The 26,081-nt window shown below is 55.9% G+C and carries 27 protein-coding genes and 1 riboswitch; of the genes, 12 read left to right on the top strand and 15 right to left on the bottom strand.

The genetic code is table 11. The annotated features are described in order from the left end of the window. The first annotated feature begins 20 nt into the window (after positions 1-20). On the top strand, positions 21-836 hold the full coding sequence (gene rlmA / locus FZF21_RS12730) for a 23S rRNA (guanine(745)-N(1))-methyltransferase (protein ID WP_015570301.1): 816 nt from the start codon (positions 21-23) through the stop codon (positions 834-836). Here rlmA and mntP read toward each other — a convergent pair. The 5 genes from mntP to manX all read right to left on the bottom strand — a co-directional run bounded on the left by mntP (position 833) and on the right by manX (position 4,987). Next, positions 833-1,399 carry a manganese efflux pump MntP gene (mntP, locus tag FZF21_RS12725; protein ID WP_023296797.1) on the bottom strand — a complete coding sequence of 189 codons (567 nt, stop codon included), beginning with the start codon at positions 1,397-1,399 and terminating at the stop codon, positions 833-835. The two genes, rlmA and mntP, sit on opposite strands and share 4 nt — an antisense overlap. Before the next feature lies 1 nt (position 1,400). Then, a riboswitch (yybP-ykoY riboswitch) is annotated at positions 1,401-1,601 on the bottom strand. Positions 1,602-1,799: 198 nt separating this feature from the next. After that, positions 1,800-2,258, bottom strand: a complete 459-nt coding sequence (locus tag FZF21_RS12720) for a DUF986 family protein (protein WP_047738739.1) — start codon at positions 2,256-2,258, stop codon at positions 1,800-1,802. A 54-nt stretch (positions 2,259-2,312) separates the two neighbouring features. Beyond that, the gene (locus FZF21_RS12715; RefSeq protein ID WP_006810994.1) at positions 2,313-3,164 is read right to left on the bottom strand and encodes a PTS mannose transporter subunit IID; all 852 of its coding nucleotides are present in this window, start codon (positions 3,162-3,164) and stop codon (positions 2,313-2,315) included. Positions 3,165-3,176: 12 nt separating this feature from the next. Further along, positions 3,177-3,977 carry a PTS mannose transporter subunit IIC gene (gene manY / locus FZF21_RS12710; RefSeq protein WP_003859914.1) on the bottom strand — a complete coding sequence of 267 codons (801 nt, stop codon included), beginning with the start codon at positions 3,975-3,977 and terminating at the stop codon, positions 3,177-3,179. A 47-nt stretch (positions 3,978-4,024) separates the two neighbouring features. Further along, a complete protein-coding gene (gene manX, locus FZF21_RS12705) occupies positions 4,025-4,987 on the bottom strand; it encodes a PTS mannose transporter subunit IIAB (RefSeq protein ID WP_149121302.1) in 963 nt (320 codons plus the stop codon). A 462-nt stretch (positions 4,988-5,449) separates the two neighbouring features. Here manX and yoaE point away from each other — a divergent pair, with 462 nt between their 5' ends. Continuing rightward, a complete protein-coding gene (gene yoaE / locus FZF21_RS12700; protein ID WP_006810992.1) occupies positions 5,450-7,009 on the top strand; it encodes a CNNM family cation transport protein YoaE in 1,560 nt (519 codons plus the stop codon). A 6-nt stretch (positions 7,010-7,015) separates the two neighbouring features. Here yoaE and FZF21_RS12695 read toward each other — a convergent pair whose 3' ends face one another. The 4 genes from FZF21_RS12695 to pabB all read right to left on the bottom strand — a co-directional run bounded on the left by FZF21_RS12695 (position 7,016) and on the right by pabB (position 12,202). After that, positions 7,016-8,614, bottom strand: coding sequence for a cyclic diguanylate phosphodiesterase (locus FZF21_RS12695; RefSeq protein ID WP_047738737.1), 1,599 nt, complete (start codon positions 8,612-8,614; stop codon positions 7,016-7,018). A 129-nt stretch (positions 8,615-8,743) separates the two neighbouring features. Next, a complete protein-coding gene (gene sdaA, locus FZF21_RS12690; RefSeq protein ID WP_003859920.1) occupies positions 8,744-10,108 on the bottom strand; it encodes an L-serine ammonia-lyase in 1,365 nt (454 codons plus the stop codon). Positions 10,109-10,292: 184 nt separating this feature from the next. Beyond that, entirely contained in the window at positions 10,293-10,871 is a 579-nt protein-coding gene (locus tag FZF21_RS12685; protein WP_017384324.1) for a CoA pyrophosphatase, read from the bottom strand. Further along, complete coding sequence (pabB, locus tag FZF21_RS12680) at positions 10,868-12,202, bottom strand: aminodeoxychorismate synthase component 1 (protein WP_039270572.1); 1,335 nt, start codon at positions 12,200-12,202, stop codon at positions 10,868-10,870. The genes FZF21_RS12685 and pabB overlap by 4 nt, the downstream gene beginning before the upstream one ends. 61 nt (positions 12,203-12,263) lie before the next feature. Here pabB and FZF21_RS12675 point away from each other — a divergent pair, with 61 nt between their 5' ends. Beyond that, positions 12,264-12,446 (top strand): YoaH family protein, encoded by a 183-nt coding sequence (locus FZF21_RS12675; protein ID WP_003859925.1) that lies wholly within the window; start codon positions 12,264-12,266, stop codon positions 12,444-12,446. Positions 12,447-12,451: 5 nt separating this feature from the next. On the opposite strand, the gene FZF21_RS12670 is transcribed toward FZF21_RS12675, so the two are convergent. Beyond that, a complete protein-coding gene (locus FZF21_RS12670; protein ID WP_003859927.1) occupies positions 12,452-12,796 on the bottom strand; it encodes a RidA family protein in 345 nt (114 codons plus the stop codon). Between the two features lie 133 nt (positions 12,797-12,929). Between FZF21_RS12670 and FZF21_RS12665 the strand changes: the two genes are divergently transcribed. The 5 genes from FZF21_RS12665 to rnd all read left to right on the top strand — a co-directional run bounded on the left by FZF21_RS12665 (position 12,930) and on the right by rnd (position 19,309). Continuing rightward, the gene (locus FZF21_RS12665) at positions 12,930-14,840 is read left to right on the top strand and encodes an ATP-dependent DNA helicase (RefSeq protein WP_023303884.1); all 1,911 of its coding nucleotides are present in this window, start codon (positions 12,930-12,932) and stop codon (positions 14,838-14,840) included. A 66-nt stretch (positions 14,841-14,906) separates the two neighbouring features. Beyond that, complete coding sequence (gene tsaB / locus FZF21_RS12660) at positions 14,907-15,602, top strand: tRNA (adenosine(37)-N6)-threonylcarbamoyltransferase complex dimerization subunit type 1 TsaB (RefSeq protein WP_015570308.1); 696 nt, start codon at positions 14,907-14,909, stop codon at positions 15,600-15,602. A gap of 37 nt (positions 15,603-15,639) precedes the next feature. Next, positions 15,640-16,221: a Slp family lipoprotein gene (locus FZF21_RS12655; protein WP_023303883.1), complete on the top strand. Its 582-nt coding sequence runs from the start codon at positions 15,640-15,642 to the stop codon at positions 16,219-16,221. A 203-nt stretch (positions 16,222-16,424) separates the two neighbouring features. Further along, complete coding sequence (gene fadD / locus FZF21_RS12650; protein ID WP_017693264.1) at positions 16,425-18,110, top strand: long-chain-fatty-acid--CoA ligase FadD; 1,686 nt, start codon at positions 16,425-16,427, stop codon at positions 18,108-18,110. A gap of 83 nt (positions 18,111-18,193) precedes the next feature. Beyond that, on the top strand, positions 18,194-19,309 hold the full coding sequence (rnd, locus tag FZF21_RS12645) for a ribonuclease D (protein WP_122959317.1): 1,116 nt from the start codon (positions 18,194-18,196) through the stop codon (positions 19,307-19,309). A gap of 86 nt (positions 19,310-19,395) precedes the next feature. Here the strand turns inward: rnd and minE are convergent, their stop codons facing one another. From minE to minC, 3 genes are read right to left on the bottom strand one after another with little or no spacing between them, the layout of a single operon-like run. Further along, positions 19,396-19,662 (bottom strand): cell division topological specificity factor MinE, encoded by a 267-nt coding sequence (minE, locus tag FZF21_RS12640; protein ID WP_003859937.1) that lies wholly within the window; start codon positions 19,660-19,662, stop codon positions 19,396-19,398. 3 nt (positions 19,663-19,665) lie between these two features. Further along, positions 19,666-20,478 carry a septum site-determining protein MinD gene (minD, locus tag FZF21_RS12635; protein WP_003859938.1) on the bottom strand — a complete coding sequence of 271 codons (813 nt, stop codon included), beginning with the start codon at positions 20,476-20,478 and terminating at the stop codon, positions 19,666-19,668. Positions 20,479-20,500: 22 nt separating this feature from the next. Next, positions 20,501-21,208: a septum site-determining protein MinC gene (gene minC, locus FZF21_RS12630; protein WP_017384318.1), complete on the bottom strand. Its 708-nt coding sequence runs from the start codon at positions 21,206-21,208 to the stop codon at positions 20,501-20,503. 123 nt (positions 21,209-21,331) lie between these two features. On the opposite strand from minC, the gene FZF21_RS12625 reads away from it, so the two are divergent. The 3 genes from FZF21_RS12625 to FZF21_RS12615 all read left to right on the top strand — a co-directional run bounded on the left by FZF21_RS12625 (position 21,332) and on the right by FZF21_RS12615 (position 22,848). Then, on the top strand, positions 21,332-21,607 hold the full coding sequence (locus FZF21_RS12625) for a YcgL domain-containing protein (RefSeq protein WP_015570312.1): 276 nt from the start codon (positions 21,332-21,334) through the stop codon (positions 21,605-21,607). A gap of 47 nt (positions 21,608-21,654) precedes the next feature. Continuing rightward, positions 21,655-22,314 carry a fumarylacetoacetate hydrolase family protein gene (locus tag FZF21_RS12620; protein WP_017384317.1) on the top strand — a complete coding sequence of 220 codons (660 nt, stop codon included), beginning with the start codon at positions 21,655-21,657 and terminating at the stop codon, positions 22,312-22,314. A 93-nt stretch (positions 22,315-22,407) separates the two neighbouring features. Then, positions 22,408-22,848 carry a YcgN family cysteine cluster protein gene (locus tag FZF21_RS12615; RefSeq protein WP_015570314.1) on the top strand — a complete coding sequence of 147 codons (441 nt, stop codon included), beginning with the start codon at positions 22,408-22,410 and terminating at the stop codon, positions 22,846-22,848. A 99-nt stretch (positions 22,849-22,947) separates the two neighbouring features. Here the strand turns inward: FZF21_RS12615 and dsbB are convergent, their stop codons facing one another. Further along, the gene (dsbB, locus tag FZF21_RS12610; RefSeq protein WP_017693268.1) at positions 22,948-23,478 is read right to left on the bottom strand and encodes a disulfide bond formation protein DsbB; all 531 of its coding nucleotides are present in this window, start codon (positions 23,476-23,478) and stop codon (positions 22,948-22,950) included. A 46-nt stretch (positions 23,479-23,524) separates the two neighbouring features. Further along, positions 23,525-25,063, bottom strand: a complete 1,539-nt coding sequence (gene nhaB, locus FZF21_RS12605; protein WP_017693269.1) for a Na(+)/H(+) antiporter NhaB — start codon at positions 25,061-25,063, stop codon at positions 23,525-23,527. A 201-nt stretch (positions 25,064-25,264) separates the two neighbouring features. On the opposite strand from nhaB, the gene fadR reads away from it, so the two are divergent. Then, positions 25,265-25,984 carry a fatty acid metabolism transcriptional regulator FadR gene (gene fadR / locus FZF21_RS12600; RefSeq protein WP_015570315.1) on the top strand — a complete coding sequence of 240 codons (720 nt, stop codon included), beginning with the start codon at positions 25,265-25,267 and terminating at the stop codon, positions 25,982-25,984. The last annotated feature ends 97 nt before the right edge of the window (positions 25,985-26,081 follow it).

Below are 26,081 nucleotides of genomic sequence, written 5' to 3'. Positions count from 1 at the left end.
GTTTACGCCCTGGAGCTGTCATGTCTTTCAGTTGTCCCCTTTGCCACGCGCCGCTGACGCGCGCGGAGAAAACGTTTATCTGTCCACAGGGACATCAGTTTGACCGGGCGAAAGAGGGCTATGTAAATCTTCTGCCGGTACAGCACAAGCGCTCCCGGGACCCGGGTGACAGCGCGGAGATGATGCAGGCGCGCCGGGCGTTTCTCGATGCCGGGCACTATCAACCGCTCAGGGATGCCGTTGTCGCCTTACTCCGTCAATATCTGACAGAAGGCGCATCCGCCATGCTGGATATCGGCTGCGGCGAAGGTTACTACACCGCCACGTTTGCTGACGTGGCGGCTGAGAAGGGTGCCGAAACTTTCGGGCTGGACGTGTCGAAAGTGGCTATCCGTGCAGCAGCTAAACGCTACTCAGCGGTAACGTTCTGCGTGGCCTCCAGCCACCGCCTGCCGTTTGAGGAAGCGAGTATGGACGCCGTGGTGCGTATCTATGCGCCGTGCAAGGCAGAGGAGCTGGCGCGCGTCGTTAAGCCTGGCGGCTGGGTTATCACCGTCACGCCAGGGCCGCGTCATCTGCTGGAGTTAAAAGGGCTGATCTATGATGAAGTTCACCTGCATGCGCCGCACTCTGAACAGCTGGCGGGCTTTGCGTTAAAGCAGGCGCAGTCGGTAGCGTATGAAATGACGTTGCAGGGAAGTGAAGCCGTGGCGTTACTGCAAATGACGCCGTTTGCATGGCGGGCAAAACCAGAGGTGTGGGAAACGCTGGCAGCGCAGACAGAATTTCGCTGCCAGACGGATTTCAGCATCCATTGCTGGCAGCGCGAAGGTTAACCCGCGAAGTGTGCCCAAAGGATTTGGGCACCAATCCCGATCAACACGATACCGCCCAGAATTTCGGCTCGTTTGCCTAACAGCGGGCCAATGAACCGACCCACCATCATCCCCAGAGTTGACATGATCAGCGTGGCGCAGCCAATCGCCAGCGCGGTGGCGATAATATTGACCTGCAAAAACGCCAGACCGACACCCACGGCCATTGCATCCAGGCTGGTTGCGATGGCGGTTGTCACCAGAAGCCAGAAGCCGTGGCGTTGCAGCGGCGCATCATCTTCATCGCCGTTACCACGAAAGCCTTCAATCACCATGCGTCCGCCGAGGAACACCAGCAGCACGAAAGCAATCCAGTGATTCCACTCCAGCACGAACTGGCTGGCGAGCATCCCCAGACCCCAGCCGATAAGCGGCGTCAGCGTTTCGATAGCACCAAATATGAGACCGGTACGCAGGGCGTCGGAAAATTTAGGTTTATGGAGGGTGGCACCTTTACCAATAGAGGCGGCAAATGCGTCCATGGACATACCAAAAGCCAGAAGGATCGTAGCGGAGATATTCATAAGAGCGTCCAGACCGGGGATATCCATATGACACATCACTGCCCCCAGTAAACAGCAGTTGATGTATCTATGGTCTCGCCTGATCGCTTTTGGCACAGTAAGTGTGCTGAAAACGATCCGTACGCGCCACGTTTTTCAACGAGTATGTTGACACGTACATTTCCCGCAGGCAGGAAATCGGCTACTCCCCAACGACGGGCGCAACCTTAACATATTTTGAGAATATAAAACAACAACGAAGATGGCTTTATATAGCCACTATATTGATAACGATTTTCATTTAGATTTATGCGTGAAAATATCGTTAAAAAATATAAGGCAATTAACAGAGGAGATATAGCACCGGCTATATTGCTGGTTTAAGAATAATGCAATATATAGCCGATGCTATAATATTAACTCATTGAGTTTTAACGATTAATTTGTAGATCTTTTCCAGGTCATCAATATTTTTGACCCGGATGAGCAGGCGGCGTTGTTCTAATTGCATCACCAGAACCCCGTCTTCGGATAAATTCATCTCTTTAATACGGTTATATTCTATCCAGACATTAGCGAAGAAGAATCCGTGTTTTTTAAAAATGAGTTTTGGCGAGCGGATCCAGAACAGGTAAATCGCCATTAATGCCAGCGCACATAATAACCATGTGGTTAATATTGCGCCGTGGCTGGTCACATTATTGTAAATCAGGATGACTACCAGACCGGCGAAGATAAACGCATCAATGCGTCCACGGCGTAATAGGGGAAGGGTCAGCAGCGTCTCGCCGTGGCGGCGAGGCATAATGAACTCGTCATAGATCGCGTAAGCCAGAAGGGCAACAATAAATAAAACCAGTACGGTGTCCGTGACAGTCATTCATCCTCCAGATAAAAAGACCGGGGGCAAGCCCCCGGTCGGTAACGCATTTTATTACAGACCCAGCAGGCCGACGGCGTAGCCCGCGATACCGATGACGAAGAAGCCAACGATGATCCACAGCGGGTTCACTTTCTTACGCAGCAGCCACATACAGGCGAAGGTTAACAGCAGCGGTACCAGGCCCGGCATCAGCTGGTCCAGAATCGTCTGCACGGTGGTAACGCGCGTCTGACCATCCTGACCAGTGATCGTCGATACCACCAGCGGGATGTTCACGTGCGTCCACTTGTTAACCAGCGCCCCCATTACAAACAGGCCGAGGATTGACGCCCCCTCAGTCAGTTTTTGCAGGAAGCCGCCGCCCATATCCTTAACGATATCCACCCCTTTACGATAGCCGTACGCCACGCCGTAGTAACGGGTCAGCAGACGCACCGCGTTGAACAGGATGAAGAACAGCAGAGGACCGAGCAGGCTGCCGCTCATGGCGATCCCGGCGCCCAGCGCCGCAAAGACCGGACGCACGGTACCCCAGAAGATCGGGTCGCCCACGCCTGCCAGCGGCCCCATCAGACCAACTTTGATACCGTTGATGGCACCATCGTCGATCTCAGCCCCGTTCGCACGCTGCTCTTCCATTGCCAGCGTCACGCCCAGAACCGGCGCCGCAACATAAGGATGGGTGTTGAAGAATTCCAGGTGACGCTTAATTGCCTGACGGCGTGCTTCGTTGTTTTCCGGATACAGGCGTTTGATGGCCGGCACCATGGAGAAGCAGAAGCCGAGCGCCTGCATACGTTCGAAGTTCCATGAACCCTGAAACAGGTTAGAACGGATGAACACGCCACGAATATCACCCGGAGTGAGTTTTTTCTCAGTGGTAGTTTTTGTCATATCAACCATTTCGCTCACCTGTTAGTCCAGTTCGTTATCGAGATCGTTGTTACCAGCAGCCTGCGCAGGGGCACCCGCGACACGGTTGTATTTCGGGCTGAGCTGGATATAAAGAATCGCCATCACCGCACCAATCACACCCAGCGCAACCAGGTTGAAGTTGGTGAACGCAGCGGTAACGAAGCCGAGGTAGAAGAATGGCATCAGGTAGCCTGCACGCATCATGTTGATGACCATCGCATAACCGACCACCACGATCATACCCCCGGCGATATTCAGACCGCTGGTAACCACTTCAGGGATCGCATTCAGCATGCCCTGAACTTCGCTGGTACCGACAGAAATCGCCACGATAACCGCAGGGATTGCGATACGCATCGCTTGCAGGAACAGGGAAGAAACGTGGATCCAGGAGAGCGCGGTGAGGTTGCCGTTTTCGGCCGCCTTATCCGCCGCGTGCTGGAAGGCAACGGTAATAGTACGGACGATAATGGTCAGCACCTGACCCGCTGCGGCCAGCGGGATGGCCAGCGCGATACCGGCACCAATACTCTGATGACCAGCGATAACCAGAACGGTTGAAATAATGGACGCCAGCGCGGCATCTGGCGCAACTGCCGCACCGATGTTCATCCAGCCGAGGGCGATCATTTCCAAAGTACCACCGATGATGATACCGGTTTTCATGTCACCGAGAACGGCGCCAATCAACGTACAGGCCACCAGAGGGCGGTGGAACTGAAATTCATCAAGTACGGACTCCATACCCGCAATACATGCGACGATGAACACCAGCACAATCTGAAGAGTAGTAATCTCCATTGCACTTCTCCTATTACATAAGCTCTATATGAAAAACCGGCCCGGGCTTATTTCCCCACTTTGCCGATCAAATCCATCATTTTCAGTTTCTGGTCCGTGGAAACCTTACGGGCTTCCAGTTCGATACCGCGTGCATTCAGTTTGTTGAAGGCCTCGATATCTTTCGCATCCACTGAAATCGCGTTGTTGACCTGCGTTTTGCCCTGACGGAATGCCATACCGCCAATGTTAACGGAGGTGATTTTCACGCCGCCTTCAACAATGCGTTCGACGTCTGTCGGGTTGGTGAAGAGAAGCATCACGCGCTCACCCGCATATTTCGGGTTGTTGTAAACGCGGATCATTTTGGCGACATCCACGACGTGCGCGGTGACGCCCGGCGGTGCAACCTGGGTAAGAAGGGTTTTACGGACAGTGTCGGCGGCCACTTCGTCACTGACCACGATGATGCGTTGTACGTTGGTCTCTTTGGTCCAGCGTGTTGCCACCTGGCCGTGGATCAGACGGTCATCAATACGCGCAAGGCCGATAACCATGTAATCGTTCGGACCTATTGGCTTCGCCGGTGCTGCCGCCCTTGGTGCAGCAGGGGCAGGGGCCGGTTTTTCAACCGGCTGCGCTTTCAGCGCCTTCACGCCTTCGCGACCGGTTTCCACCGCCAGTGCCACCAGTTCATCAAAACCTGGGTTGTCGTCACGCGCCATGAAGGTTTCCACCAACATCGGGATATTCACCCCGGCGACGACTTCATAATGCTCTTTATCGACGACAATGCGGCTGGCAGCGTTGAACGGGCTGCCGCCCCATGTATCCACGAGAAACAGCACGCCTTTGCTGGTATCCAGCTTCTCAAGCTGAGCAGTGTATTTTTCAATCAGCGTCTCGGCATTTTCACCGGGAACGAAATCGATCCAGCCGACGTTTTCCTGCTCGCCCAACAGCATTTCTGCCGTTTTGAGTAACTGCTCCGCAGCCCAACCATGTGTGCCTATGACAATAGCAATGGTCACTTGCTACCTCCTTTTATTATCATGTATACGTCTGCCAGGCAGGCGTACTGAGAATCGTATTGGCGAACCGAATCGATTCAGATAAGGGTTAGAGTTCAAAAAACTAAGACTTCCGCGAATTATTTTAGATAGTGAAAAAATAATTTATGTGATGAAGATCCGTAATTTAGCTAAGCCTTACAGATTTTTCTTTAAGTTAATCCGCGTGTGTTACAGAAGTTTGCAAAGGAACGTAAATCTTTGCTAAAAACCAATTGTCTCTGATATGTTTAGCGTCCGTTTAATTATTCAGGAGTATAGGGCTACAGCCCACTATATGGACCGTCACCGACGTCAGTCATCTTCCAGGCCATTCCGCGCCTTATTCATCGGCGATCTTCGCCACGCATCGACTCTCATTCCCTTTGAAATGCCCGAAATTAGCGGGGCACCGTTTTGTCATTCCTTTAGCAGGAGCGTGTCATGGAATTCTTAATGGACCCGTCAATCTGGGTAGGCTTGCTTACGCTGGTCGTGCTGGAGATCGTTCTCGGTATTGATAACCTGGTGTTTATCGCCATCCTCGCGGATAAGCTGCCGCCGAAACAGCGTGATAAAGCCCGTCTGATCGGCCTCTCGCTGGCGCTGATCATGCGTCTGGGCTTGCTGTCTGTGATCTCGTGGATGGTTACCCTGACGAAGCCGCTGTTCACCGTCATGGATTTCACCTTCTCCGGCCGCGATTTAATCATGCTGGTGGGGGGACTGTTCCTGCTGTTCAAAGCCACAACAGAGCTGCATGAACGGCTGGAGAACCGGCAGCACGATGATGGCCACGGTAAGGGTTACGCCAGCTTCTGGGTGGTTGTTCTCCAGATTGTGGTGCTTGATGCGGTCTTCTCTCTGGATGCGGTGATTACGGCAGTCGGCATGGTGAACCATCTGCCGGTGATGATGGCGGCGGTGGTGATTGCGATGGCGGTAATGCTGCTGGCGTCAAAACCGCTGACGCGTTTCGTCAACCAGCATCCGACGGTCGTTGTGCTGTGTCTGAGCTTCCTGCTGATGATTGGTCTGAGCCTGGTGGCAGAAGGGTTTGGCTTCCATATTCCGAAAGGCTACCTGTACGCCGCGATTGGCTTCTCGATTCTGATCGAGCTGTTTAACCAGATTGCGCGCCGTAACTTTATTAAGCAGCAGTCGAATCAGCCGCTGCGAGCCCGTACCGCAGATGCGATTCTGCGACTGATGGGCGGACGTCGTCAGGTCAACGTGCAGGCTGATAACGAGAACCGTAACCCGGTTCCGGTGCCGGAAGGCGCGTTTGTGGAAGAAGAACGCTACATGATCAACGGCGTGCTTTCGCTGGCTTCCCGCTCCCTGCGCGGCATTATGACGCCGCGCGGTGAGATCAGCTGGGTGGACGCCAACCTGAGCGTCGACGAAATTCGTCAGCAGCTGCTCTCCTCGCCACACAGCCTGTTCCCGGTCTGCCGGGGTGAGCTGGATGAGATTATCGGTGTGGTACGCGCGAAAGAGATGCTGGTGGCGCTGGAAGAGGGCGTTAACGTCGAGGCCGTAGCGGCCGCGTCGCCCGCCATCGTGGTACCGGAGACGCTGGATCCGATCAACCTGCTGGGCGTATTGCGTCGTGCCCGCGGGAGCTTTGTTATCGTCACCAATGAATTTGGTGTGGTACAGGGCCTGGTGACGCCGCTGGACGTGCTGGAAGCCATTGCCGGTGAATTCCCTGATGCGGATGAAACCCCGGAAATCGTTGCCGACGGTGACGGCTGGCTGGTGAAAGGCACCACCGACCTGCACGCGCTCTCGCACACGCTGGGCGTCGAAAACGTGGTCAATGATGATGAAGACATTGCCACCGTCGCGGGGCTGGTGATTGCCGTTAACGGGCAGATCCCGCGTATTGGTGATGTGCTGGAGCTGCCGCCGCTGCAAATTACCATCGTCGAAGCCAACGACTATCGCGTTGATATGGTGCGTATTGTTAAAGAGCACTCTGCACACGACGAAGAAGAGTAACGCTATCTAGCGTAACGGCAGTAAGGGCACGATGTGTCCGTTGTGACGGGCTGGCGGAGAGTGACTTTCCGCCAGCCATTTCGGAAACTCGCGCAGCGGCATTGGCCGCGCATACAAGTACCCCTGCAAAATATGTACGCTGTGACGGCGCAGGTAGCGTGACTGCTCCTCGGTTTCCACCCCTTCCGCAACCAGTTCAATATTCAGCCGCTGACCCAGCGCAATAATAATATCCGTTACCGTTGAGTTCACGGCGTCGGTGCCGATCGCGGTGGTGAAGGATTTATCAATTTTCAGCACATCCGGATGCAGTTTTTCTAGCCATGAAAGTGAGCTGTTGCCGGTACCAAAATCATCAATCGCAAGTTTCACCCCTTTGCGGTGCAGCTCCCGCACTATGCGGTAATCCACATCCAGCAACGCATCGCGTTCGGTTAACTCCACGATCAACTGTTGAACAGGGCTGGCGTTAAACCAGATGCGGTTGAGATCCTGGATCAGCGCAGCGCGGCGAAAATGGCTGGCGGCCACGTTAATGCCGATATGGAAATCGCGCGAGGCCGGGAAATAGCCTATCTGCCGCACCGTTTCGCTGATGACGTAGCGGGTAAGCGGAACAATCAGGTTATGTTCTTCGGCCAGAGGGATAAAGACATCGGGCGAAATCCATCCCTGACGCGGGTTGTTCCAGCGCAGGAGGATCTCGACGCCGACGCATTCCCGGGTGCGGGCATTCACCAGCGGCTGGCAGAAGAGCTCAAACTCCCTGGCCGCAATTCCCATATTGATTTCCCAGGTGAAACTGATGCGCCGCGCGGTGGCGAGCCAGGCGATATAGCCCATCAGTAAGCTGAGCATCAACGCCAGCGGCAGCTGGGTGGGCAGATTTTTCAACGCCATTTCGCCAGGCCCGGGGCCGCTCACCGTGACGCTGAAAGGGTAATGTTGTGACGATTGTTCCAGCAGGGAGGCGTTGTCATCGAAGGTCGGCGTAGTCGTCACCTGTTGCCCGTCGCGGAGGAAGTTATCTCCTACTCTCAGGACAACGTCGGTGATCTGCGGCCGCTGCGGCTCAAGAATCATTTTAGTGATGAGATCGATATTCACCACCTCCATCACCCCGTCGTTGCCGTCGCTCGCGAGGGGAGACCACTGAATCAGTACCGGGCTGCCTTTTACCAGCCACCGATCGGTCAGCAGCAACAGCCTGGATTCACTGACCGGCAGCTCCGGCACAAACTCACTGACGGGCACATTACGGCTGCCAAAGACGCTTGAGCAATACAGTATTCCGTCTTGAATGAGGGTGATGGAGCGTACGGTCTGGAGGATCGCCGCCTGTTTTCGCAGGATCAGATTTGCTTCGGAACAGGGTATGCCAACCAGTGAAAGTAGCGTTTCCCGCTGGGCCTCTAACGAAAGAAGCACCTTATCAAGCGCACGCACGGTGTGGTGGGTAAAGTCGTGGATCCGATCCTGATTTATGTTGCGCTGTGAAATAAAGCGAATACCCAGCGTCAGGACGAGCGTAACGAGCGCAACCGTGACACAGACGATAACGCGTTTTCGGCGATAGTCTTTAATGATCGTTTGTGCAGTTTGCATGAACGGTCGCCTGTTAAGCACCGGCCGGAAAAGCCAGACGCAACAGTGACAGTGTAGTGGGGAATACGTGAAGCGACGAGACGAGAGGGGAAAATTCGCCCATCCGTTGCAGATGGGCGAAAGGAAGGCTTAGTCGCACTGCACCTTAATGGCCAGACCGCCGCGCGAGGTCTCACGGTACTTCGCGTTCATGTCCTTGCCGGTTTCGTACATAGTTTCAATAACCTTATCCAGCGACACGCGTGGCTCGCTGGTACGGCGCATCGCCATACGTGAGGCGTTGATCGCTTTGACGGAGGCGATGGCGTTACGCTCAATGCACGGCACCTGCACCTGGCCGGCAACCGGGTCACAGGTCAGACCGAGGTTGTGCTCCATACCGATTTCCGCCGCCACGCACACCTGCTCAGGGCTGGCGCCCAGCAGTTCCGCCAGACCCGCTGCTGCCATAGAGCAGGCCACGCCCACTTCACCCTGACAGCCTACTTCGGCACCAGAGATGGACGCATTCATTTTGTACAGCGCGCCGATAGCACCTGCCGCGAGGAAATAGCGGATATAGATGTCCGGCGTCACGGGCTCAATAAAGTGATCGTAATAGGCCAGCACCGCCGGAACGATACCGCACGCGCCGTTGGTTGGCGCCGTCACGACGCGACCACCCGCTGCGTTCTCTTCGTTAACCGCGAGGGCAAACATGTTCACCCAGTCGACCACGTTCATTGGGTCATTGGAGAACTTGTCGGTAGTGACCAGCATGCGGCGCAGAGCAGAGGCACGACGCGGCACGCGCAGTGGCCCAGGCAGAACACCCTCGGTGTTCATCCCGCGGTCAATACAGGCGCGCATGGTTTGCCACACGTTAGCAAAATAGTCTTCGATCTCTTTCTTGCTGTGCAGCGCCAGTTCGTTCTGCATCACCATGCCTGACAGGGACAGACCGGTCTCTTTGCAGTAGCCCAGCATCTCGGTGGCCGATTTAAACGGATAGGGCACATTGACGTCGCCCGCGCTCTCTTTACCAAAGTGTTCTTCGTCAACGATAAAGCCGCCGCCGATGGAGTAGTAAGTTTTGCTGTAGATCTCTTTTTCGCCACTCCAGGCGTGGATGGTCATGCCGTTTTCATGCAGCGGCAGGTTGTCGCTACGAAAACGCATCCCGTCATCCTGCGGGAAGTCCACTTCGTGCTGGCCGTTAGCCAGCAGCAAACGACCGCGCGTTTCCACGTCGCGGATAAATGCCGGAATGGCATCAATATCAACTGTGTCCGGCATATTGCCCGCCAGACCCATAATAATGGCGATATCGGTGTGGTGGCCTTTACCCGTTAATGACAGTGAACCGTAAACGTCTACGGCGACACGGGTAACGCTTTCCAGTAATCCTTTTTCGACCAGATCATCGACGAACTGTTTACCGGCCTTCATCGGCCCTACAGTGTGGGAAGAAGATGGACCAATCCCCACTTTGAACATGTCGAATATACTAATCACTTTCACACTCCTGACAGGGTTACTGGGGTTCCAGTAACGATGTTATAACTGCGCATAGTGTAAGAGGGAACACCAACCTCGGCTTAACTATTCACATGAATTAAACTAATGGTTAACGATGGTTTTGCTAATAGCGCGACGCCGATCGCACACCTGCCAGAAAAGGGTGGAATGTAAAGTATAGTCAAGGCTTCAGGCCGATTTGCAGGGCCAGCTCACGAATGATGCCTGCCGTCATGCCCCAGACAAAATAATGCTGATACCACGACAGCCAGACCCGATGATCGTGTCCGCGGCGGTGAATATCCAGCGGGTGATAGCGACCCAGACGAAGGGCCTCTTCCAGCGGCATTTCGAATACCGCTGAAACTTCATCGACGCTGGCGTGATACTGAAGATCGGGCGGAATAATGCCAACGACCGGCGTGACCTGAAAACCGGTTACGCTGTCCACTGGCGGCAGCACGCCGATCACCTCGACCGCCTCCGGGGGGATCGCCACTTCCTCATGCGCTTCGCGCAGTGCGGCGGCAATCAGGGATGCATCGGTGCTGTCCACCGCGCCGCCCGGGAACGCAACCTGACCGGCGTGTTTTCGCATATGCGGTGAGCGCTGGGTAAGCAACAGACCCGGCTGCTCACGACGCACGACCGGGATCAGCACCGCCGCCTGACGTTGATTCAGCGTGGCGCGGTTAACCTGGGGCCGCAGAAGCTGAAAGCGCGACAGAAAATCATCCAGCGTCAGGTTGTCTTTCTTCACCGTGAGTTCTCCAGTTGTTTCAGGATACGATTCACTTTATCAAAGGTTTCCTGATATTCCGCCTCCGCCTGGCTGTCGGCCACAATGCCACCGCCTGCGGAACAGTACAGGTTACCGTCGCAGGCCGTCAGGGTGCGAATAGTGATGCTGGTATCCATGGTGCCGCACAGACTCACATAGCCGATGCTGCCGCACCAGGCGTTGCGGCGATGCGGTTCCAGTTCGTCGATGATCTCCATCGCCCGGACCTTCGGCGCGCCGGTAATGGAGCCGCCCGGAAACGCGGCGCGGAGCAGATCGCAGGCGGTTCGCGAGGCCGGCAGACGTGCGGTGATGGTGCTGACCAGATGATGCACCGCCGGGAATGGCTCCACGACGAACAGCTCCGGCACGCGCACGCTGCCCGGCTCGGCGACGCGGCCAATATCATTGCGCATCAGATCGACAATCATCAGGTTTTCAGCGCGATCTTTCGGCGAGGCCGCCAGCGTCTCCGCCTGCTGACGGTCGGCGTCGGCATCGGCAAGGCGCGGCAGGGTGCCCTTTATCGGGCGGGTCTGAATCATACCGTCAGCCAGGTGAATAAAACGCTCAGGTGAAAGGCTGAGGATGGCGCCGTGTTCAAGGCGTAAAAATGCGCTGAACGGGGCCTTATTGCTGGCATTGAGGCGGGTAAACGCCTGCCATTCGTCTCCCTCGTATGCCGCCTGGAAACGCTGGGCGAGGTTGACCTGATAACAGTCGCCGCTGTGAAGATACGCCTGCACGCGGGAGAATTTTTCCGCGTATTCCTCCGCGCTCATGTTCGAGCGCCAGCCGGAGGTTAGCATAAAGCGTTCCGGGGCGGCGGGCCGTTGCGCCTCAAGCCAGGCCAGACGCGCCTGCACGTCCCGGTGGCTTAGCAGAGAAACCGTCTGCTTACGGTGATCCACGATCAGCGCCCAGTCATACAGCCCCACCGCCATATCCGGCAGGGAAATATCCGCCTGCGCATGCTCGGGCAGCTTTTCGAAACGGCGACCCAGATCGTAACCAAACAGGCCCAGCGCGCCCCCCTGGAAAGGCAGATCCGGATCCGGTGTGGCAGAAAAGCCCAGAGCATGGATCTCGTTCTGGAGCCGCATCAGCGGATCGTCCGTTGGCGACAGCGCATCGGTCGTCAGCGTTTTAACCGGGTCGGCCACCAGAATGTCAAAGCGGCTGTAGGGGTGATCCGCATGCCCGGAGTGCAGGAGCATCGCAAAAGGAAGGTGGCTCAGACGGGCAAACCAGAACTCGGCGGCGTCTGCACGCCAGGGCAAGGTCATAACAGTGGGGAAGCGCATGTTCATGTATGGCATACTACCGGGCAGCGTGAAATAATTAGCGCGAATAATTTAGCAGGAGTTAACGATGTTTGCAGGTTTACCTTCTCTCAGCCATGACCAACAGCAGAAAGCCGTTGAACGTATTCAGGAGCTGATGTCCCAGGGGATGAGCAGCGGACAGGCAATTTCCCAGGTTGCGGAAGAACTGCGCGCCACCCATACCGGCGAGCGGATCGTGGCGCGCTTTGAGGATGAAGATGAAGAATAACCGGCTTACACTGCCGCGATAATCTTGATCTCAACCTTATATTCCGGTTTCATCAGCGTGGCCTGTACGGTGCAGCGTACAGGCGCGTGACCCGCCACCACCCACGCATCCCAGGCTTTATTCATCGCCGCGAAATCGTCTTTATTCGCCAGAAAAATCGTCGCATCCAGAATGCGGGATTTATCGCTGCCCTGTTTTTCCAGTACGGCGTCGATCTGCGCCAGGGTGTTGGCGGTCTGCTCGAAGGCGTCAGCGTCCAGATTGGCAGGGACGCCGGTGTAGTACAGCGTCTGGTTGTGGATCACCACATCAGACCAGCGGGCTTCGGCATCAATGCGCGTAATTGTCATAAACGTATCCTCGTTATCTTTCGTCGTCAGGCGGCAAGACTGCCATAATGTTCCGCCGTCGTCACTATTTGGGGTGGCACCGGAGAGAAGGGGCTGACATAATCCCTGTGCAAAAATACAGTGAGAGAACACCGTGGCAGACGATTTTTCCCCAGAAGGTCAGTTAGCACAGGCTATTCCCGGCTTTAAACCGCGCGAACCCCAACGTCAGATGGCGCATGCCGTCGCGCACGCCATCGACAAGGCGCAGCCGCTGGTCGTGGAGGCCGGCACCGGTACGGGGAAAACGTATGCTTACCTCGCTCCTGCGCTGCGGGCGAAAAAAAAGGTGATCATCTCTACGGGATCAAAAGCGCTCCAGGATCAGCTCTACAGCCGCGATTTACCCACGGTGGCGAAAGCGCTGAAATATAAAGGGCGTCTGGCCTTGCTGAAAGGGCGTTCTAACTACCTGTGTCTGGAGCGTCTTGAACAGCAGGCGCTGGCGGGCGGCGACCTGCCGGTACAAACCCTGAGCGATGTGATCGTCCTGCGCGCCTGGGCCAACCAGACGGAGGAGGGGGACATCAGCACCTGCGCGAGCGTGCCGGAAGACTCCCCGGCCTGGCCGCTGGTGACCAGCACCAATGACAACTGCCTCGGCAGCGACTGCCCGCTGTATAAGGACTGTTTTGTGGTGAAAGCGCGTAAAACCGCGATGGACGCCGACGTGGTGGTGGTGAACCATCACCTGTTTCTTGCGGATATGGTGGTCAAGGACAGTGGTTTCGGCGAGCTGATCCCGGAGGCGGAGGTGATGATCTTCGATGAAGCCCATCAGCTACCGGACATCGCCAGCCAGTATTTTGGTCAGTCGCTCTCCAGCCGTCAGCTTCAGGATCTGGCGAAAGATATTACCATTGCCTATCGCACCGAACTCAAAGATACCCAGCAGTTGCAGAAGTGCGCGGACCGCCTGGCGCAATGCGCACAGGATTTCCGCTTACAGCTTGGCGAGCCGGGCTATCGCGGCAACCTGCGCGAACTGCTCGCAGACAAAAATATCCAGCGCGCGCTGCTGCTGCTCGATGATGCCCTTGAACTCTGTTACGACGTGGCGAAGCTGTCCCTCGGACGTTCAGCGCTGCTGGACGCCGCTTTCGAGCGCGCCACGCTCTACCGTGGGCGGCTGAAGCGGCTGAAAGAGATCAACCAGCCGGGCTATAGCTACTGGTACGAATGTACCTCGCGCCACTTCACCCTGGCGCTCACGCCGCTGACCGTTGCTGATAAATTCAAAGAGGTGATGGCGCAAAAGCCCGGCACCTGGGTCTTTACCTCGGCCACGCTGTCGGTCAATGACGATCTGCACCACTTTACCGAGCGCCTCGGCATTGAGCAGGCGGAATCCCTGCTTCTGCCGAGCCCGTTCGACTATGAGAAACAGGCGCTGCTGTGCGTGCCGCGCAATCTGCCGCTGCCTAACCAGCCGGGCGCGGCGCGCCATCTGGCGGCCATGCTGAAGCCGATGATTGAGGCCAACAACGGGCGCTGCTTTATGCTCTGCACCTCACACGCCATGATGCGCGATCTGGCCGAGCAGTTCCGCGCCACCATGACGCTACCGGTGCTGTTGCAGGGGGAAACCAGCAAAGGCCAGCTGCTCCAGCAGTTTGTCAGCGCCGGTAATGCCCTGCTGGTGGCGACCAGCAGCTTCTGGGAAGGGGTGGACGTGCGCGGCGATACGCTCTCGCTGGTGATTATCGATAAGCTGCCGTTCACATCGCCGGACGATCCGCTCCTGAAAGCGCGCATGGAGGATTGCCGTCTGCGCGGGGGCGATCCGTTCGACGACGTCCAGCTGCCGGACGCGGTCATCACGCTTAAACAGGGGGTAGGGCGACTGATCCGCGACGTCACCGACCGCGGGGTGCTGGTGATCTGCGACAACCGCCTGGTGATGCGTCCCTACGGCGCCACCTTCCTCGCCAGCCTGCCGCCCGCGCCGCGCACGCGGGATATTAAACGCGCGGTCCGCTTCCTGGCGAACCCGACGGCGGAGTAATTCTTCCCGGAGTGTGTTAAGATGCGCGCCATTTTGTGACTGACCATTGCGAGAGCGCGACGACTGATGCGAATTCTGGCTATTGATACCGCGACAGAGGCCTGTTCCGTTGCCCTGTGGAACGACGGTACGACTTTTGCTCATTTCGAAGAGTGCCCACGGGAACACACCCAACGTATTCTGCCCCTGGTAAAAACCATTTTAACCGAGGGCAACACCGCCCTGACTGACCTCGACGCGCTGGCCTACGGCCGTGGTCCGGGCAGCTTTACGGGCGTACGTATCGGGATTGGCATTGCGCAGGGGCTGGCGCTGGGCGCTGACCTGCCGATGATCGGCGTCTCAACGCTTGCGACCATGGCTCAGGGCGCCTGGCGCATGACCGGGGCCACCCGCGTGCTGGCTGCGATTGATGCCCGCATGGGGGAAGTCTACTGGGCGGAGTACACCCGTGACGAAAACGGCGTCTGGCACGGCGAAGAGACGGAAGCGGTGCTTAAACCTGAAGCCGTCACCGGGCGCCTGAAGCAGCTCTCCGGTGAGTGGGCGACGGTCGGAACCGGCTGGCCGGCATGGCCTGAGATGGCGAAGGACACCGGCCTTACGCTGGTGGACGGTAACATGCTCCTGCCCGCCGCAGAAGATATGCTGCCGATTGCCTGTCAGCTACTTGCCGCAGGAAAAACCGTGGCGGTTGAACATGCTGAACCGGTTTATTTACGAAACACCGTCGCGTGGAAGAAACTTCCTGGCCGCGAGTGAATCTCAGTAACAGGAACTGAGAAAAAGGAGTCGCATCATGGCGGTTCAGACTAAAGTTGTACGCTTTCTTATGGCAGGCGCGGTTGCCATAGCATTGAGCGGGTGCGTCACCGTTCCTGATGCGATCAAGGGCACTAGCCCGACGCCACAGCAGGATCTGGTACGCGTGATGAATGCCCCGGAGCTGTATGTCGGGCAGGAAGCGCGGTTTGGCGGCAAGGTGGTTGAAGTGATAAACCAGCAGGGTAAAACCCGACTGGAGATTGCCACTGTCCCGCTGGACGACGGCGCGCGGCCTGTTCTGGGTGAAGCCTCGCGCGGGCGGATCTACGCTGACGTCAGCGGCTTCCTCGATCCGGTAGATTTCCGCGGGCAGCTGGTAACCGTCGTCGGGCCGATTACCGGTTCGGTGGCGGGGAAAATCGGCAATACGCCATACAAATTTATGACCATGCAGGTGAACGGCTACAAACGCTGGCGTATCGCCCAGCAGGTGGTGATGCCGCCACAGCCAATTGATCCGTGGATGTGGGGACCGCATCCGTATCGTTACGGCTACGGTGGCTGGGGTTGGTACAATCCAGGCCCTGCACAGGTTCAAACAATCGTAACTGAGTAACTTACTGTTATTGTTAGGAAAGAGACAGCGGCTCAGCCGCTGTCTCTGTTTTTTTACGGATAAAACGAAAAAAAAGAGTGACGCGCTTCGCAACCTGCAATCTGAACAATTAATAAACTGGTACGCTGAGTTAATATAATGTTAACAAACTGTTTATTATCGGGGCTGTGATGACGACGAACACTCATTTCAGAGGTGATGCATTGAAAAAGGTTTGGCTTAACCGTTATCCCGCGGATGTCCCTGCGGAGATCAATCCTGACCGTTATCAATCCCTGATTGAATTATTTGAACACTCGGTACGGCGTTACGCTGACCAGCCTGCATTTGTGAATATGGGCGAAGTGATGACCTTCCGTAAGCTGGAAGAGCGCAGCCGGGCGTTTGCAGCCTATTTACAGGAAGGGTTGGGCTTGCAGAAAGGGGATCGCGTCGCGCTGATGATGCCAAACCTGCTGCAATACCCGGTGGCGCTGTTCGGGATCCTCAGGGCAGGGATGATCGTGGTTAACGTTAACCCGCTCTATACCCCGCGCGAGCTGGAACATCAGTTGAATGACAGCGGCGCGGCGGCGATTGTGATTGTCTCCAACTTTGCCCACACGCTGGAAAAAGTCGTTGAAAGAACCCAGGTTAAACACGTCATCCTGACGCGCATGGGCGACCAGCTCTCTACCGCGAAAGGTACGCTGGTCAACTTTGTCGTTAAATACGTTAAGCGGCTGGTGCCGAAATACCACCTGCCGGATGCCATCTCTTTCCGCCGCGCCCTGCATGCGGGCTACCGGATGCAGTACGTGAAGCCGGAGATCGTGTCCGAGGATCTGGCCTTCCTGCAATACACCGGCGGTACCACCGGCGTGGCCAAAGGGGCGATGCTGACCCACCGTAACATGCTGGCGAACCTTGAGCAGGTTAATGCCACCTACGGGCCGCTGCTGCATCCGGGCAAGGAGCTGGTGATCACCGCGCTTCCGCTGTATCACATTTTTGCGCTGACCATGAACTGCCTGCTGTTTATTGAGCTTGGCGGTCAAAACGTATTGATCACCAACCCGCGCGACATTCCGGGGCTGGTCAAAGAGCTGGCGAAATACCCGTTCACCGCCATGACCGGCGTGAACACCCTGTTTAACGCGCTGCTTAACAATAAAGAGTTCCAGCAGCTCGATTTCTCCACGCTGCACCTCTCTGCGGGTGGCGGGATGCCGGTTCAGCAGGCGGTTGCCGAGCGCTGGGTGAAACTCACCGGGCAATATCTGCTGGAAGGCTATGGCCTGACGGAGTGCGCCCCGCTGGTCAGCGTTAACCCGCATGATATCGACTATCACAGCGGCAGTATCGGTCTGCCGGTCCCGTCGACGGAAGCAAAACTGGTGGATGATGAGGATAACGAAGTGCCTCACGGTGAGCCAGGAGAGCTGTGCGTCAGAGGGCCGCAGGTGATGCTGGGCTACTGGCAACGTCCGGATGCCACGGATGAGATCATCAAAGACGGCTGGCTGCACACGGGCGACATCGCGGTGATGGATGACGAAGGCTTCCTGCGCATCGTCGATCGCAAGAAAGATATGATCCTGGTGTCAGGGTTCAACGTCTATCCGAACGAAATCGAAGACGTGGTGATGCAGCACAGCGGCGTGCTGGAAGTGGCGGCGGTGGGCGTTCCTTCCGGCAGCAGCGGTGAAGCGGTGAAGATATTTGTGGTCAAGAAAGATCCTTCTCTTACCGAGGATGCGCTGATAACGTTTTGTCGCCGTCAGCTGACGGGCTATAAAGTGCCGAAGCTGGTGGAATTCCGGGATGAGCTGCCGAAATCCAACGTCGGGAAGATATTACGACGAGAATTACGTGACGAAGCCCGTGCCAAAGTGGACAATAAGGCCTGAGCTTCACGTTAATCGCCCAGACGCCGGTTAAGCCGGCGTTTTTTATGGGCGCAAACAAAAGAGAGTCCGATTTGAATTACCAGATGATCACTACCAACGACGAGCTGGCTTCGCTGTGCGAGGTGACGCGTGAATTTCCCGCTATCGCCCTGGATACGGAATTTGTCCGCACCCGAACGTACTATCCGCAGCTGGGTCTGATTCAGATGTATGACGGCAAACACGTGTCGTTGATTGACCCCCTCGGCATTACCGACTGGGCGCCAATGCGCGAGCTGTTGCTGGATACCGCCGTGACCAAATATCTGCACGCGGGCAGTGAAGATCTGGAAGTCTTTCTCAACACCTTTGGCATCATGCCGCAGCCGCTGATTGATACCCAGATCCTCGCGGCGTTCAGCGGTCGTCCGCTCTCCTGGGGCTTCGCCGCGATGGTGGAAGAGTACACCGGTCTGACGCTGGATAAGAGCGAATCGCGTACCGACTGGCTCGCGCGTCCGCTGACGGCGCGTCAGCTTGAATACGCCGCGGCAGACGTCTTTTACCTGCTACCGATTGCCGGCCAGCTCATGAAAGAGGCTGAGGCGTCCGGTTGGCTGTCTGCCGCACTGGACGAGTGCCGCATGACGCAGCAGCGTCGTCAGGAAGTGGTTGATCCGAAAGAAGCCTGGCGTGACATCACCAACGCCTGGCAGCTGCGCACCCGTCAACTGGCCTGTCTGCAATTGCTGGCTGACTGGCGTCTGCGTAAAGCGCGTGAGCGCGATCTGGCGGTTAACTTCGTGGTGCGTGAAGAACACCTGTGGGCGGTGGCGCGCTATATGCCGGGTAGCCTTGGTGAACTGGACAGCATTGGCCTTTCCGGAAGTGAGATCCGTTTCCACGGTAAAACGCTGCTCGCGCTGGTAGAGAAAGCTCAGCAGCTGCCGGAGGACGCACTGCCAGAACCGCTGCTTAACCTGATGGATATGCCGGGCTACCGCAAGGCGTTCAAAGATATCAAAGCGCTGGTGCAGACGGTGGCGGGGGAAAGCAAACTGAGTGCCGAACTGCTGGCTTCACGTCGTCAGATTAACCAGCTGCTGAACTGGCACTGGAAGTTGAAACCGCAAAATGGTTTACCGGAACTGGTCGCCGGATGGCGGGGGGAACTGATGGCCGAACGCCTGAATACCCTGCTGGAAGGGTATCCGCGCTAAAGAATTGTAGCCCCGGTAAGCGCAGCGCCACCGGGGAAATTGCCGGGCGGCGCGATGCTTACCCGGCCTACAAAACCACAAACGGATTAACGCGACTCTTCCGCTTCCGGAAGCGTCACGTTCAGCTCCAGAATCGAAATATCCCCGTCTTTTTGCTCCAGCTGAACGGTGACCATTTCCGGGTCAATCTGCACGTATTTGCAGATCACTTCCAGAATGTCTTTGCGCAGCTGCGGCAGGTAGTGCGGTTCGGCGTCGCTACGACGACGTTCCGCCACAATGATTTGCAGACGTTCTTTTGCGATGTTGGCGGTGCTTTTTTTCCGCGAGAGAAAAAAGTCCAGTAATGCCATAACTTATCCTCCGAACAGGCGTTTGAGGAAACCTTTCTTCTCTTCTTCAATGAAGCGGAAAGGACGTTCTTCTCCCAGCAGACGGTCAACGGTATCCGCATACGCTTTACCTGCGTCTGCCTGTGTATCCAGGATCACGGGCTCGCCCTGGTTAGAGGCGCGCAACACGGACTGATCTTCCGGGATCACGCCAACCAGTTTGATGCGCAGGATCTCCAGCACGTCTTCCATGCTCAGCATGTCACCTTTGTTCACCCGGCCAGGGTTGTAGCGGGTCAGCAGCAGGTGCTCTTTGATTGGCTCCTGGCCATTTTCCGCGCGACGGGATTTCGAGGCCAGAATGCCGAGGATACGGTCGGAGTCACGTACTGACGAGACTTCCGGGTTGGTGGTGATGATGGCTTCATCCGCGAAGTAGAGCGCCATCAAAGCCCCGGTTTCGATACCGGCCGGGGAGTCGCAGACCACGAAGTCGAACTCCATCTTTTTCAGATCGTCGAGCACCTTTTCCACGCCTTCGCGGGTCAGGGCGTCTTTATCACGGGTCTGGGACGCCGGAAGAATGTAGAGGTTCTCGGTACGCTTATCTTTAATCAGCGCCTGGTTAAGGGTGGCATCGCCCTGAATGACGTTCACGAAGTCATACACCACGCGACGCTCGCAACCCATGATCAGGTCCAGGTTACGCAGACCGATATCGAAGTCGATTACGACGGTTTTCTTTCCCTTCTGGGCCAAACCAGTAGCGATGGCCGCGCTGGAGGTGGTCTTGCCAACGCCTCCTTTACCCGAAGTCACAACAATAATGCGTGCCATAGAAATTCCTTGTTAAAAGGGATCAATTTAACGGTTGAACGGTCAAAGCGTTATCTGCCAGTTGCAGACGGGCCGCTTTGCCATAAAATTCGGCTGGGATTTTATCGCTCAGCCAATATTCACCTGCGATAGACACCAGTTCTGCCGTCAGGTGAGTACAAAAAATTTGTGCTTCTCGATCGCCGCTGGCGCCCGCAAGCGCACGCCCACGCATCATACCGTAAACGTGAATATTGCCATCTGCAATCAGTTCTGCGCCCGCACTGACGTGACTTGTAACAATCAGATCACAGTTTGGCGCATAAATGCGCTGACCGGAACGAACCGGCAGATCAATCAATCGCGTTTTTGTGACTGGGGCTACATTTTGCGCCGGAGGCGGGGGAGCGGGAACGGTTGCAGGCGTTGCACGTGGGGCTTTTTCTTTGCCCTCGTTTAACAAGGGCAAACCCGCACGTTCGATTTCGGCTTTTAACTCTGCGTCTTTGCAGCCGCTAATGCCCACGATGCGCAACCCCGTGGAGGCGACGGCCTGCTGGAGTCGCTTCCAGTTAACCGGCCCCTCAAGGTCGCTTACATTGACGACAACAGGAGCATGCTTAAGAAAAGCGGGAGCCTGCGCGATTTTGTCTTCTAACGCCTGACGAATAACCTCGGGTTTTGCATCATGCAAATGAACCACTGATAAGGTGAAGCTACTGCCTTTAAGCTCGATGGGCGTATTTGACATCCTGGCCTTACTCAATTTGCTATTAACCGCAACACATCGCCGCGATATTCCGAAGAGTATCAGGCATGTTATAGTCAGGAGTATATTGAGGCAAGCAACCACCCATTAATTCAGAGTAAAAACATGTTTTGTGTGATCTACAGAAGTACCAGCCGCGACCAGACCTATCTTTATGTCGAAAAGAAAGACGATTTTTCCCGCGTGCCTGAAGAATTAATGAAAAGCTTTGGCCGACCGCAGCTGGCGATGCTGCTGCCGCTGGACGGCCGTAAGAAGCTGGTGAACGCCGATCTTGAGAAAGTCAAAAAGGCGTTAATCGAGCAGGGCTATTATTTACAGCTTCCGCCGCCACCGGAGAATTTATTAAAACAGCACCTTGAGCTGAGCGGAAAGAAATAAGCCCGGGTCCTTCCGGGAACAACTCATCAACCGATTAGGGGTCGACCATGTATCAACATCATAACTGGCAAGGTGCATTACTGGATTATCCCGTCAGCAAAGTGGTCTGCGTGGGCAGCAACTATGCAAAACATATTCAGGAGATGGGCAGCGCCGTGCCGGAAGAGCCGGTTCTGTTTATTAAGCCAGAAACCGCACTGTGCGATATTCGCCAGCCGCTGGTTCTGCCGCAGGGACTGGGCTCGGTGCATCATGAAGTGGAGCTGGCGGTGCTGATCGGCGCGACGCTGCGCCAGGCAACTGAAGAGCATGTAGAGAAGGCGATTGCGGGTTACGGTGTCGCGCTCGACCTGACGCTGCGTGACGTCCAGGGCAAAATGAAGAAAGCGGGGCAGCCGTGGGAAAAAGCCAAGGGTTTTGATAATTCATGCCCGATTTCTGGTTTCGTTCCGGTGAGTGAATTTACCGACGATCCGCAGAACACGCCGCTCAGCCTGAAGGTCAACGGCGAGATCCGCCAGCAGGGAACAACCGCTGACATGATCCATAAGATCGTTCCGCTGATTGCCTACATGAGCCGCTTCTTCACCCTGAAACCTGGCGACGTGATCCTCACCGGCACTCCGGAAGGTGTGGGGCCGCTGCTTGGCGGCGACGAACTGGACGTCAGTTTTAACGGCCTGTCGCTGAAAACCCGCGTGCTGTAAAAGCACCTTGCCGCCTGAAAAGGGCGGCAAAACTTGCATCAACGTGCCAGACTCGTTATAAGGTGCGCTCTATTTTGACGTGTGGACATCCCGATGAACGACATTCCTTTCTGGCAAAGCAAAACTCTCGACGACATGACCGACGCGGAGTGGGAATCGTTGTGTGACGGCTGTGGGCAGTGCTGCCTGCATAAGCTGATGGATGAAGATTCGGACGAGATCTATTTCACCAACGTAGCCTGCAAGCAGTTAAACATCAAAACCTGCCAGTGCCGCAACTATGAGCGCCGTTTCGAATATGAGCCGGACTGCATCAAGTTAACCCGTGAAAATCTGCCGACCTTTGAGTGGCTGCCGCATACCTGCGCGTATCGCCTGCTGGCGGAAGGAAAAGATCTGCCCACATGGCATCCGCTGTTGACGGGGTCGAAAGCGGCGATGCACGGTGAACGTATTTCCGTGCGCCACATTGCGGTGAAAGAGTCCGAGGTGCGCGACTGGGAAGACCACATTATGAATCACCCTAATCGGTGATAATAAAAAACCCGCCGAGGCGGGTTTTTTATTGTGCGCAATTTTGTCGGGTGGCGCTGCGCTTACCCGATCTACAAAACTGACGTTGCCGTTTTGCTTTTACCTTCCAAAAAGATCGCGTTTCTTTGGTTTGAACGGCTGGGCAATCAGCACCAGCAGTGCCACCACAAAGTAGGCGACAAAAATGCCCACCAGCCACTGCGGCATCTCCAGCGTCAGGAACTCCCACTGGCGTACAGAGCAGTCACCGGAGGCCACAAACACCTGCGGCAGCCATTTATCCAGCGGCAGCCAGCTCGGGAAGCGGGCGGCAAAATCGCAGGTCATAAACGGCGACGGGTGAAGCTGCATCTGGGTGTGCTCCCAGGCAAGCGCAATCCCTTTCCCGGCGCTGTATAGCCAGATGGCAATTGCCGCATAGCGTAACGGTGATTTGGGTGCAATCGCACCTACCAGACCCGCGCCCATAATGCCGAACAGCGCACAACGCTCATAAATACACAGTACGCAAGGTTTCAGCCCCATCACATGCTGAAACCACAGCGCGACCATTTCCAGCGCAAAGGCGGTCAGGGCCATCAACAACCACGCTCCGCGACCGCGTGAGCACTGGTTCAAAAATCGCAACATAATCATTTCCCTGGAACATGCTTAGACAGCGCAGTGTAAACGAATTTTAATGCGCCGCAAGTATACCTGCTTGCAATAACCATTGCGTACAGGGAACGAGAGTAATTTTGATGCACAGCAAACCAACCAGGGTAAGCACCAGCGTATACGGCAGCGCCATCCAGACCATTCTTCCATAAGAAAGTCGTATGAGTGGTGCCAGCGCCGAGGTCAGCAGGAAGAGGAATGCCGCCTGACCGTTCGGGGTTGCCACGGAGGGGAGGTTGGTTCCGGTGTTGATCGCCACCGCCAGCAGCTCGAACTGTTCACTGCTGACAATCCCTTGCTCCATCGCGGCTTTGGCCTCATTGATGTATACCGTCCCGACAAAGACGTTATCGGATATAGAGGACAACAGACCGTTAAACAAATAGAACAGCGTTAGCTGCGAATCTGGCGTAGCCTGAAGCACAAACGCGATGATCGGCGCGAACAGATGTTGGTCAATAATCACCGCCACGACCGCGAAAAACACCGCCAGCAGGGCGGTAAACGGCAGCGCTTCGGTAAAGGCTTTTCCGATAGCATGTTCGTCCGTAACGCCGCCCAGGCTGGTTGCAAGGATAATTACCGACAGGCCAATCAGCCCCACCTCGGCAAGGTGGAAGGCCAGCGCAGCGATAAGCCACACGCCGATGAAACCCTGTGCAATCAGGCGCAGCGTCTCCTGGCGCGTGCGTTGTTTGCGGCTCTGCTCGTCAAACTTATGCAGCTCCTGGCGGACCTGATCGGGCAACTTCGCGCCATACCCAAAGAGGTTGAATTTTTCGACCAGCACACAGGTGGCTAACCCGCAGACCAGCACGGGCACGCTGACGGGCGCCATGCGCAGGAAAAATTCGCCAAAATGCCATTCAGCCGCTTTGGCGATAATCAGGTTTTGCGGCTCCCCGACCATGGTCATCACGCCGCCCAGCGCCGTCCCCACGCCCGCATGCATCATCAGGCTGCGCAGAAACGCGCGGAACTGTTCCAGCACATCGCGGTTGTGCGCCTCAACGTGGCTGTCGTCCTGCAAGTTATCGCCAGGACGAGACGAGGCCACCCGGTGGTAAATCCCGTAAAAGCCGACGGCGACGCTGATCACCACCGCAACGACCGTCAGCGCATCCAGGAAGGCAGAGAGGAAGGCCGCGGCGAGGCAAAACGCCAGCGAGAGCAGCGTTTTCGACGGAATGCTCAGCAGCAAACGGGTGAAGATAAACAGCAGAAGCTGCTTCATAAAATAGATCCCCGCCACCATGAAGATCAGCAGCAGCAGGACTTCAAGATTCGACGCTATCTCGTTTTTAACATGCTCCGCGCTGGTCATTCCAATGACCACGGCTTCCAGCGCCAGCAGCCCGCCGGGCAACAGCGGATAGCACTTCAGCGCCATCGCCAGGGTAAAGATAAACTCGGCGACCAACATCCACCCGGCAACGAAGGGATCCAGCAAAAAGATAACGGGATTAACGACCAGGAATACCAGTAAAGTAAGTTTGTACCAGTCAGGTGACTGACCTAAAAAGTTGCGCCACAGCGCGCGCCCAAATGAAATTTCCACGACAGACGTCCTTTACCCGTCAAATAAGACAAGACATCAGTATACGCAAAAATGGCGGCAGAGCGGGGGATTAAGCCATTTGTAAATTTCATAAAAATGAAACGGCGATCCCTCTTTTCTGTCTCTGCTGCGCTATCTGCCTCTGCGCGCCTCTGGTATGATGAGTGCAATTTGCTAAAGCTGTGTAATGGAAATCTCACTATGGTCATTAAGGCGCAGAGCCCGGCGGGTTTCGCGGAAGAGTACATCATTGAAAGCATCTGGAATAATCGTTTCCCTGCGGGATCAATTCTACCTGCTGAACGCGAACTCTCTGAACTGATTGGCGTCACCCGTACCACGCTGCGAGAAGTGCTCCAGCGTCTGGCGCGCGATGGCTGGTTGACGATACAGCATGGCAAACCCACTAAGGTGAACAACTTCTGGGAAACGTCCGGGCTGAACATTCTGGAAACGCTGGCGCGTCTCGACCACGAAAGCGTACCGCAGCTGATTGATAATCTGCTTTCCGTGCGCACCAACATCGCCACCATTTTCATCCGCACCGCGTTTCGTCAGCATCCTGAAGATGCGCTGAAAGTGCTTGCCACCGCTAATGAGGTGGAAGACCACGCGGATGCCTTTGCGACCTTAGATTACAATGTGTTCCGCGGTCTGGCGTTTGCTTCCGGCAATCCGGTTTACGGTCTTATCCTGAATGGAATGAAAGGGTTATATACGCGCATTGGTCGTCACTACTTTGCTAACCCTGAAGCCCGCAGCCTGGCGCTCGGCTTCTACCATAAACTGAGCAAACTCTGCACCGAAGGGCTGCACGATCAGGTCTATGAAACGGTGCGTCGTTACGGTCACGACTCCGGTGAAATCTGGCATCGGATGCAGAAAACGCTGCCGGGTGATTTAGCGATTCAGAGTCGCTGAAATAAAAAACCTCTCGATTGAGAGGTTTTTTTTCGCCCGGTGGCGCTTTGCTTACCGGGCCTACAAAACCCGTAGGCCGGGTAAGGCGTAGCCGCCA

The sequence above is a fragment of the Enterobacter sp. LU1 genome (assembly GCF_008271405.2).
Lineage (GTDB): Bacteria > Pseudomonadota > Gammaproteobacteria > Enterobacterales > Enterobacteriaceae > Enterobacter > Enterobacter hormaechei_C.
The sequence above is the reverse complement of the archived record's forward strand: the minus strand, read 5'-3'. Positions and strand labels throughout refer to the sequence as shown.

Excerpts from the sequence above, each read along its gene's own strand:
- FZF21_RS12715 (WP_006810994.1), bottom strand. The coding sequence starts at position 3,164 with ATGGTTGATATGACAAAAACTACCACTGAGAAAAAACTCACTCCGGGT.
- minE (WP_003859937.1), bottom strand. The coding sequence starts at position 19,662 with ATGGCATTACTGGACTTTTTTCTCTCGCGGAAAAAAAGCACCGCCAAC.
- rnd (WP_122959317.1), top strand. The coding sequence starts at position 18,194 with ATGATCACTACCAACGACGAGCTGGCTTCGCTGTGCGAGGTGACGCGT.
- FZF21_RS12675 (WP_003859925.1), top strand. The coding sequence starts at position 12,264 with ATGTTTGCAGGTTTACCTTCTCTCAGCCATGACCAACAGCAGAAAGCC.
- FZF21_RS12625 (WP_015570312.1), top strand. The coding sequence starts at position 21,332 with ATGTTTTGTGTGATCTACAGAAGTACCAGCCGCGACCAGACCTATCTT.
- FZF21_RS12620 (WP_017384317.1), top strand. The coding sequence starts at position 21,655 with ATGTATCAACATCATAACTGGCAAGGTGCATTACTGGATTATCCCGTC.
- fadR (WP_015570315.1), top strand. The coding sequence starts at position 25,265 with ATGGTCATTAAGGCGCAGAGCCCGGCGGGTTTCGCGGAAGAGTACATC.
- FZF21_RS12655 (WP_023303883.1), top strand. The coding sequence starts at position 15,640 with ATGGCGGTTCAGACTAAAGTTGTACGCTTTCTTATGGCAGGCGCGGTT.
- tsaB (WP_015570308.1), top strand. The coding sequence starts at position 14,907 with ATGCGAATTCTGGCTATTGATACCGCGACAGAGGCCTGTTCCGTTGCC.
- mntP (WP_023296797.1), bottom strand. The coding sequence starts at position 1,399 with ATGAATATCTCCGCTACGATCCTTCTGGCTTTTGGTATGTCCATGGAC.
- manY (WP_003859914.1), bottom strand. The coding sequence starts at position 3,977 with ATGGAGATTACTACTCTTCAGATTGTGCTGGTGTTCATCGTCGCATGT.
- rlmA (WP_015570301.1), top strand. The coding sequence starts at position 21 with ATGTCTTTCAGTTGTCCCCTTTGCCACGCGCCGCTGACGCGCGCGGAG.
- minC (WP_017384318.1), bottom strand. The coding sequence starts at position 21,208 with ATGTCAAATACGCCCATCGAGCTTAAAGGCAGTAGCTTCACCTTATCA.
- pabB (WP_039270572.1), bottom strand. The coding sequence starts at position 12,202 with ATGAACATGCGCTTCCCCACTGTTATGACCTTGCCCTGGCGTGCAGAC.
- dsbB (WP_017693268.1), bottom strand. The coding sequence starts at position 23,478 with ATGTTGCGATTTTTGAACCAGTGCTCACGCGGTCGCGGAGCGTGGTTG.
- minD (WP_003859938.1), bottom strand. The coding sequence starts at position 20,478 with ATGGCACGCATTATTGTTGTGACTTCGGGTAAAGGAGGCGTTGGCAAG.
- yoaE (WP_006810992.1), top strand. The coding sequence starts at position 5,450 with ATGGAATTCTTAATGGACCCGTCAATCTGGGTAGGCTTGCTTACGCTG.
- FZF21_RS12615 (WP_015570314.1), top strand. The coding sequence starts at position 22,408 with ATGAACGACATTCCTTTCTGGCAAAGCAAAACTCTCGACGACATGACC.
- FZF21_RS12695 (WP_047738737.1), bottom strand. The coding sequence starts at position 8,614 with ATGCAAACTGCACAAACGATCATTAAAGACTATCGCCGAAAACGCGTT.
- FZF21_RS12670 (WP_003859927.1), bottom strand. The coding sequence starts at position 12,796 with ATGACAATTACGCGCATTGATGCCGAAGCCCGCTGGTCTGATGTGGTG.
- FZF21_RS12720 (WP_047738739.1), bottom strand. The coding sequence starts at position 2,258 with ATGACTGTCACGGACACCGTACTGGTTTTATTTATTGTTGCCCTTCTG.